5 protein-coding genes are annotated in these 6762 nt (G+C 31.0%); 2 read left to right on the top strand and 3 right to left on the bottom strand.

Going from position 1 to position 6762, the window contains the following annotated elements; all coding sequences use genetic code 11:
* A partial coding sequence (locus HMPREF2597_RS00145) for a Rib/alpha-like domain-containing protein (RefSeq protein ID WP_141760412.1) occupies positions 1 to 580 on the top strand: 580 nt, incomplete at its 5' end.
* 115 nt (positions 581 to 695) lie between these two features.
* Here HMPREF2597_RS00145 and HMPREF2597_RS00140 read toward each other — a convergent pair.
* Positions 696 to 884: a hypothetical protein gene (locus tag HMPREF2597_RS00140; RefSeq protein WP_002459911.1), complete on the bottom strand. Its 189-nt coding sequence runs from the start codon at positions 882 to 884 to the stop codon at positions 696 to 698.
* A 23-nt stretch (positions 885 to 907) separates the two neighbouring features.
* On the bottom strand, positions 908 to 2326 hold the full coding sequence (locus HMPREF2597_RS00135) for a glycosyltransferase family 2 protein (RefSeq protein ID WP_002479447.1): 1419 nt from the start codon (positions 2324 to 2326) through the stop codon (positions 908 to 910).
* 179 nt (positions 2327 to 2505) lie between these two features.
* On the opposite strand from HMPREF2597_RS00135, the gene HMPREF2597_RS00130 reads away from it, so the two are divergent.
* Positions 2506 to 5697, top strand: coding sequence for a CDP-glycerol--glycerophosphate glycerophosphotransferase (locus HMPREF2597_RS00130; protein WP_002479446.1), 3192 nt, complete (start codon positions 2506 to 2508; stop codon positions 5695 to 5697).
* A gap of 171 nt (positions 5698 to 5868) precedes the next feature.
* On the opposite strand, the gene folE2 is transcribed toward HMPREF2597_RS00130, so the two are convergent.
* A complete protein-coding gene (folE2, locus tag HMPREF2597_RS00125) occupies positions 5869 to 6750 on the bottom strand; it encodes a GTP cyclohydrolase FolE2 (RefSeq protein WP_002459907.1) in 882 nt (293 codons plus the stop codon).
* Positions 6751 to 6762: the final 12 nt, after the last annotated feature.

The following is a 6762-nucleotide window of genomic DNA, read 5'->3' as shown; positions in this document are numbered from 1 at the left end:
TGTCACAGTTAAAGTAGGCGATCCAGATAGCGGAAAATATGAACCAAAAGTAACACCAATCACAAAAGATTTTGGCACACCAACAACAGCGGATGATGTAATCAAAGCAGTAACCGTGCCAAACTATCCAAGTGATAAACCAGCACCAAAAGTAACTGTAGATAATCCAAGTACATTGCCAAACGGTAAAACACCAGGTACTGTATATGTACCAGTAACAGTGACATATCCAGATGGATCAAAAGATCATGTAACAGTTTCTGTAACTACTAGACCAAATAAACCATCTGAATCAGTACAACCAGTTCAACCAAATGAACCAGTTCAACCAGCTAAAGACGCAACACCTTTAGTCGATGGAAATCATGTAACTGTTGATACGCAAAATCATGCAAAAACAGCTACTAACCAATCAACTCTAGATAATAAACATCAAGCACCAGCTAAAGCTTCTGAACAGAAATCTTTACCTGATACAGGTCAAAAAGAAACTACAAATACAACATTATTCGCTGGCTTGTTCGCAGCATTAGCTACAGCTATGTTTGTATCTAGAAAACGTCGTAAAGACAACAAATAATAGTCAGTATATTAGTATTTAATGTTTAATATAATGACATTAAATTGGCCTAGCGAGGAGACAAATTATTCCTCGTTAGGCCTTTTTTAATACAAAATTTTATACTTATAGTAGACTACTCATATAATTCTTCTATAGGAATCAACCGTCCTTCGCTATCTCTATGTAATCCCATACGTTCTAATATATCTTCTTCAGAGTCGATATTAGTCATATTAATCTTATAGTCTTCTTTTAATTTCTTTTGGTTTAAGAAAAACAATACTGCAAGTAAAATATTTGTAAATATTAATAAATTTTTCATTGCAATAGCTCCTGTTAGATAATTTATTTTACTTTCATAGAAAGAAATCCATTAATTGTCGGATAAAAAGTGATATCATTTGAAGGTAATGTCATATTTTTGTTGTAAGCATATCTAATATTTAATGGTTTATAGTTATCATATATAACGAATACATTATAAATGCCTTTGCTAAGGTCATTTAGAATTGTTTCAGGTAGTTTAATTGTTAACAAGTCGTGGTTGATTGAATAATCTGATAAAAATATAGAATGCATAAAATTTGATCGACTTGCTAATTGAATGCCACTAATTGAAAGTTCAGATAAATTATGGATTGCTAATTGTAAATAGACAGACTTTTGAACTTGTTGTAAATTTTTAGTTGTTGCAAGTGGGTCTCTCACTTCAAAACGATAATCGTCTACGCTTATTAGCGAATAATGTTGTTGATTGGGCTTAGTTAGAAGTTTAGCACCGCTATTGTACCAAGCAAAAAAGGCGTTAAATTTATCAACATCGTCGTGATAAATTGCATTTATTACATCATCATATTTATGAGCAACGTTTGGTATAATATAATCACGTATATATGGATGTGTGCATATTTTTTTAATAATATCAAACACGCTAATTTTTTGCGTGAAATTTAAATTAATAAACACTTTTGAATTACAATTATTGAATAAATCATATTCAACAATGCGTAATAAAAATTTATCTCTAATTTTTTTATCTGAGATGTTTAAAGCAGACTTAAATATGATGTAATCACTTTCTCTTTTTGTTAAAAAATCTGATTTTTTAACGATAGAAACATTATCTGTTGAACGATTTAAATAGTTAGCTACGATAGGCGTCGTTGTAACATGATGTGCATTCACAAAGGCAGTCATAAAGAATAATTTGTCCTCACCAAAATGTAAGTTCAGAGGAAATTGAATGTTATTTTCAATAATCAACGATCTTTTAATAAATTTGCCACTGGGTCCCATATAATAATAAAGATAGGGAATATCGCTGCCTGGTTTATCTATATGTTCATCAATCGTCATAAATTTGGCATGAACGGTTGTATTACCATCTTTATATTTTATTACTTTCGCAATAATCAGATCGGTATCGTAAATAACATATTTGTTGGCTATCTTTTCTAAAATATTTAAATCTAACCAATCGTCACCATCGAGGAAGTAAATATAGTGGCCATGACTTAATTGAATGCCTAGATTGCGCGGTGCGGATGGGCCGCCACTGTTAAGTTCTAACTGATGAATTGTAAGATTATTTGCATTAAATGTCTGTAGTTTATTAAAAGTATCATCAGTCGATTTATCATCGATGACTATTATTTCATATAAATCGTTATTTAACGTTTGGTTTATTACAGAATTCAATGTTTTTTCAATAGTTTTATCATTATTAAAGGTAGTCACTATTATAGAAAAAAATGGTTTATTCATAAAAACGGTCCTCAATATATTAATTATAATATTTTGTTTCTCATTACATTATAACTTGTTAATTGATATAATGTAATTAGAATTCTGAAATTTACAATATTTTAACAATCATATGAGAATATAACTGATATTATAAAGCTTATTAGAGCTTAGCTATAAGGTAATTGGAGGGAAATGAGTTGCATAAAATAACACAAGAAGGCACGGTTTTACATATATTATTTGATAGACCGGACAAAGTGATTCACCGAATTTTTGTAAAAAATGAATTTGATTCTATTGAATATGATAATGCAAGTGGCAGTAATCACTTTAAAATCAATTTGTTAGAAGTTGCTGAACATTTTAAATCACAAGATGATCCTAAAATCTATATTATTGTGGAAGAATCTACTGATATTTTAACTACACAAAGAACTTTAAAGGTTTTCAACGAAGATTTTGAAGTGGAAAATTTAAGTGCTGTTGTTGAAAATAATTGCATCATTTATCCATACATTACTAAAAATGGCTTTTTACATTTATCAATGAGTGACTATGTGCCAAGTAAAATATATTTTTCTCGCAGACATATTGATTCCTTGAAAATGAATAATCGTCAAGCACAAATTGATGGACAGTTTGCGATTATAAACTCACATTTAACTACAACACATTTATTAATAAAAACGAGATTTACGGATAGAGAAAAAAGGATAGCCATTGTACCTCAATTAAATGGCAATAACAAGAATGCAGCAACATATGATTTTTCAGCAGATATTTATGATGAACTGATAGAATTCATGCAGTATCCATATGATAGTGGTGATATCATAGATATTTTTCTAGAAATACAAGTTCAAGAAGTATTAGAGCCGATTAAATATAAATTAGGAAATCCACGCATTTTAGCCGAGCGTTTTTTAAAAGGTGAAATCATAACGGAATACAATAATGAAATCATTTCAATTACACCATATTTCACAATGAAAGGGCGCAATCTTTCATTCAGAATTAACCGTTATAGTATCGAGAGTTATTTACAATATATAAACAATATTAAAAAAACCAACATACACCATATACTTAAAAAAGAACAAGAAAAGATTTGGGTGATTGGTGAAAAATCATATAAAGCGCAGGATAATGGGTATCATTTCTTTAAATATATGCGTACACATTATCCGGAACGACCTGTGTACTATGTTATTGAAGAAAGCTCAAAGGAAGCCGAACATGTGCTGCCTTTAGGTAATGTCATATTTTATAAGACACCAGAACATTTTGATATTATGCTTCAAGCAGACTATATTTGTTCGACACATCATCCAGAGCTACTATATCCAACAAACAGTCAAATATACACACGAAAAATCAAAGCAATAAAGGTGTTTTTGCAACACGGCGTTTTAGGAACAAAAAATTTATCACAAATTAATGGAAATCAATTAAAAGATTTTAATGTCGACCTCTTTGTAACAAGCTCGGAACGTGAAAAAGAAATTGTTGTCAGAGATTTGAAGTTTGATAATAATCAAGTTGTTGTGACAGGTTTAGCCAGATTTGATGAGTTATTTAATCCTGATAATCAGGTGAAGAATCAGCTGCTTATTATTCCTACATGGCGTGACTGGTTAATCAATAGTGAGCAACTTATTGAGTCGGATTATTTGAGTAGAATCAATGCATTACTCTATAGTTCTAAAATCAAAGAGGTTGTTGACCAAGGTATAGAAGTTATTTTCTGTTTGCATCCTAACATGCAACCATTTATTGATTTATTTGATGTGCCTCCGTATGTCACATGCATTAGACAGGGTGACGTAGATGTTCAACAATTGATTAAAGAAAGTAAATTAATGATTACGGATTATTCAAGTGTCGCTTTTGATTTTAGTTTCTTGTATAAACCTGTGATATATTATCAATTTGATAAAGAAAGATTTCTAGGTAAAGATGGTTCGCATATTGATATTGAGCAGGAATTACCTGGTGTGATAGTTAATTCACTAGCATCATTAGAACAAAAACTTAGTCATTATGTTAATCATAATTTTGAGGTTGAAGATGAGATTAAAGCAAGGGCGAATCAATTTATAAAGTATCGTGATCAGCATAATAGCTGTAGAATTTATAAAGCAATCAGCTATTTTAAAGCACAGTATACTTTGAAAAATAAAGTTAAATATGATATTGTTTCACAGCATCTATTTAAACGGTTTAGAAAAAATAAATACTATTTCAAAACAATGGATAAGTATAATTCTGTAGTATCAAAAGTATTACCAACTAAAAAAGACTTAATTGTGTTTGAAAGTAATGTCGGAAAAACGGTTGGAGATAGTCCGAAAGTAATTTATGATACATTAAAGCAGTATCATCATCATTATGATATCGTGTGGGTGACAAATCAGGATTACCCTTTCAATGATCCACATGTGACAACTGTGGAAAGATTATCACCTGAATATTTCCATTATCTTTCTCGAGCAAAATATTGGATTAATAATCAAAATTTTCCATACTATCTTGCTAAGCCAAAAGACACCATCTATATTCAAACATGGCATGGAACACCTTTGAAAAAAATGTTAAACGATGTTGATACATTTGAAGGTAGAGATGAGGGTTATAAAGATCGAGTAAATCAGGCCATTAAAAATTGGGACTATCTTATTTCACCTAGCCCATACGCAAGTAAATGTTTTAAATCAGCTTTCAACTTTAAGAAAGAAATATTAGAAATAGGCTATCCTAGAAATGATATTTTTTACAGCAATAATGAAGCCCAACTAGAAGTAAAGAAAAAGATGATTAAACAAAAACTAGGCATTAAAGATCAGCGTAAAGTTATTTTATATGCACCAACATTTAGAGACGATGATATTAATAAAGCTAAAAAACACATCATTAAATTACACATGGATTTACAAAAAATGAAAGAAAATTTCGAGGAAGAGTACATTCTTATATTACGACCTCATATTATCATTAGTAATGCATTACATTTAGACGCATCATTAGATGAATTCGTAATTAATGCTAGTGCATATGATGATATTAGTGATTTATATTTAATCACAGATATTTGTATTACCGATTATTCTTCGGTTATGTTTGACTTTGCTAACACTAAAAAACCGATGTTATTCTTTACCTATGATTTGGATTATTATAAAAATCAATTAAGAGGTTTTTATTTTGATTTTGAACAAACTGCACCAGGACCACTGGTACGTACAAATGATGAATTAATTGATGCAATCAAACGAATAGAAACTGTTCGAGAACATTATGGTGAGAAGTATGATGCGTTTTATGAGCGATTTTGTCGATTTGAAACTGGTCATGCTGCCGAAGCAATTGTCAAAAGATTTTTCTTAAATTAAATCACGGTGTTACTCTTGAATCAATGATATCACTTAGCCATTAACAAAAGACAAATATTAAGACAATAAAAAACTGAGCCAAGCAACAGTTGTGTAAACAACCTTGTTTGGCTCATTATTTATGAATGAAACAATTCTGACAAACAATGCGATGATTATCAGGATTTATTTTTATGATTTACGATATTTTAAGCGAGCAAAAGCATCGTGCTGATGGATAGACTCTTCGTTACGACATTCAATATCAAAACCATCTATCCACTCAAAATCAACGAGGTCAGCAGCAATTAAGCGAATCAAATCTTCGACAAAACGTGGATTTTCATATGCGCGTTCAGTCACACGTTTTTCATCTGGACGTTTTAAAATAGGGTATAGGATCGAACTTGCATTCGCTTCCATGGCGTCCAAGATTTTCTCCTTGTAATCATCTACAATTTGTTCATCTTTATCTAAGTATGCTTTAACAGTAACAATTCCGCGCTGATTATGTGCAGAGTATTCACTAATTTCTTTAGAACATGGACATAGTGTAGTTACTGTTGCTTCTATCGTAAGCTCTTTACGGGTAATATTATTGCCTTCAATTGCCAGGCCATATGTGACATCTGCATTACCTACTGCTTTAATGTTTGTTACTGGACTATAGCGATCAAAGAACCATTTTCCTTTAACATCGACACCAGCTGAATTTTGTTTCATATTTTCTTGTAGTGTCCGTAATACTTGATACAATGTGCTGTAGTCCAATTCTAGGCCATTACTGTAATGCTTTTCAACGCTTTCTAAGATTCTACTCATATTAATCCCTTTTTCATTTTGTGTTAAGCTAGTCGAAAAACTAAATGTCCCGGCTGTTTGATATTGATTAATACGAACAGGGTACACAAGGTTTTTTATACCAACTTCTTCAATTTCAAAAAGGAAATTTTTATGTGTGCTTTGTAAGTCTGTCATGTCTTGTTTCGTCGTTGGTTTTGTACCTTCGACAGGATCAACTGAGCCAAAGTGTTTCCAACGACCTTCTCGTGTTGATAAATCAAATTCAGTCATATTTCAAACTCC

Source organism: Staphylococcus sp. HMSC063A07, assembly GCF_001836955.1.
GTDB classification, from domain to species: domain Bacteria; phylum Bacillota; class Bacilli; order Staphylococcales; family Staphylococcaceae; genus Staphylococcus; species Staphylococcus lugdunensis.
Note: the sequence above shows the minus strand (reverse complement) of the source record. Positions and strands in the feature narration are given on the sequence as shown.

Bases quoted from the DNA above. Each gene is read 5' to 3' on its own strand.
- HMPREF2597_RS00140 (WP_002459911.1), bottom strand. From the start codon at position 884: ATGAAAAATTTATTAATATTTACAAATATTTTACTTGCAGTATTGTTT.
- HMPREF2597_RS00135 (WP_002479447.1), bottom strand. From the start codon at position 2,326: ATGAATAAACCATTTTTTTCTATAATAGTGACTACCTTTAATAATGAT.
- folE2 (WP_002459907.1), bottom strand. From the start codon at position 6,750: ATGACTGAATTTGATTTATCAACACGAGAAGGTCGTTGGAAACACTTT.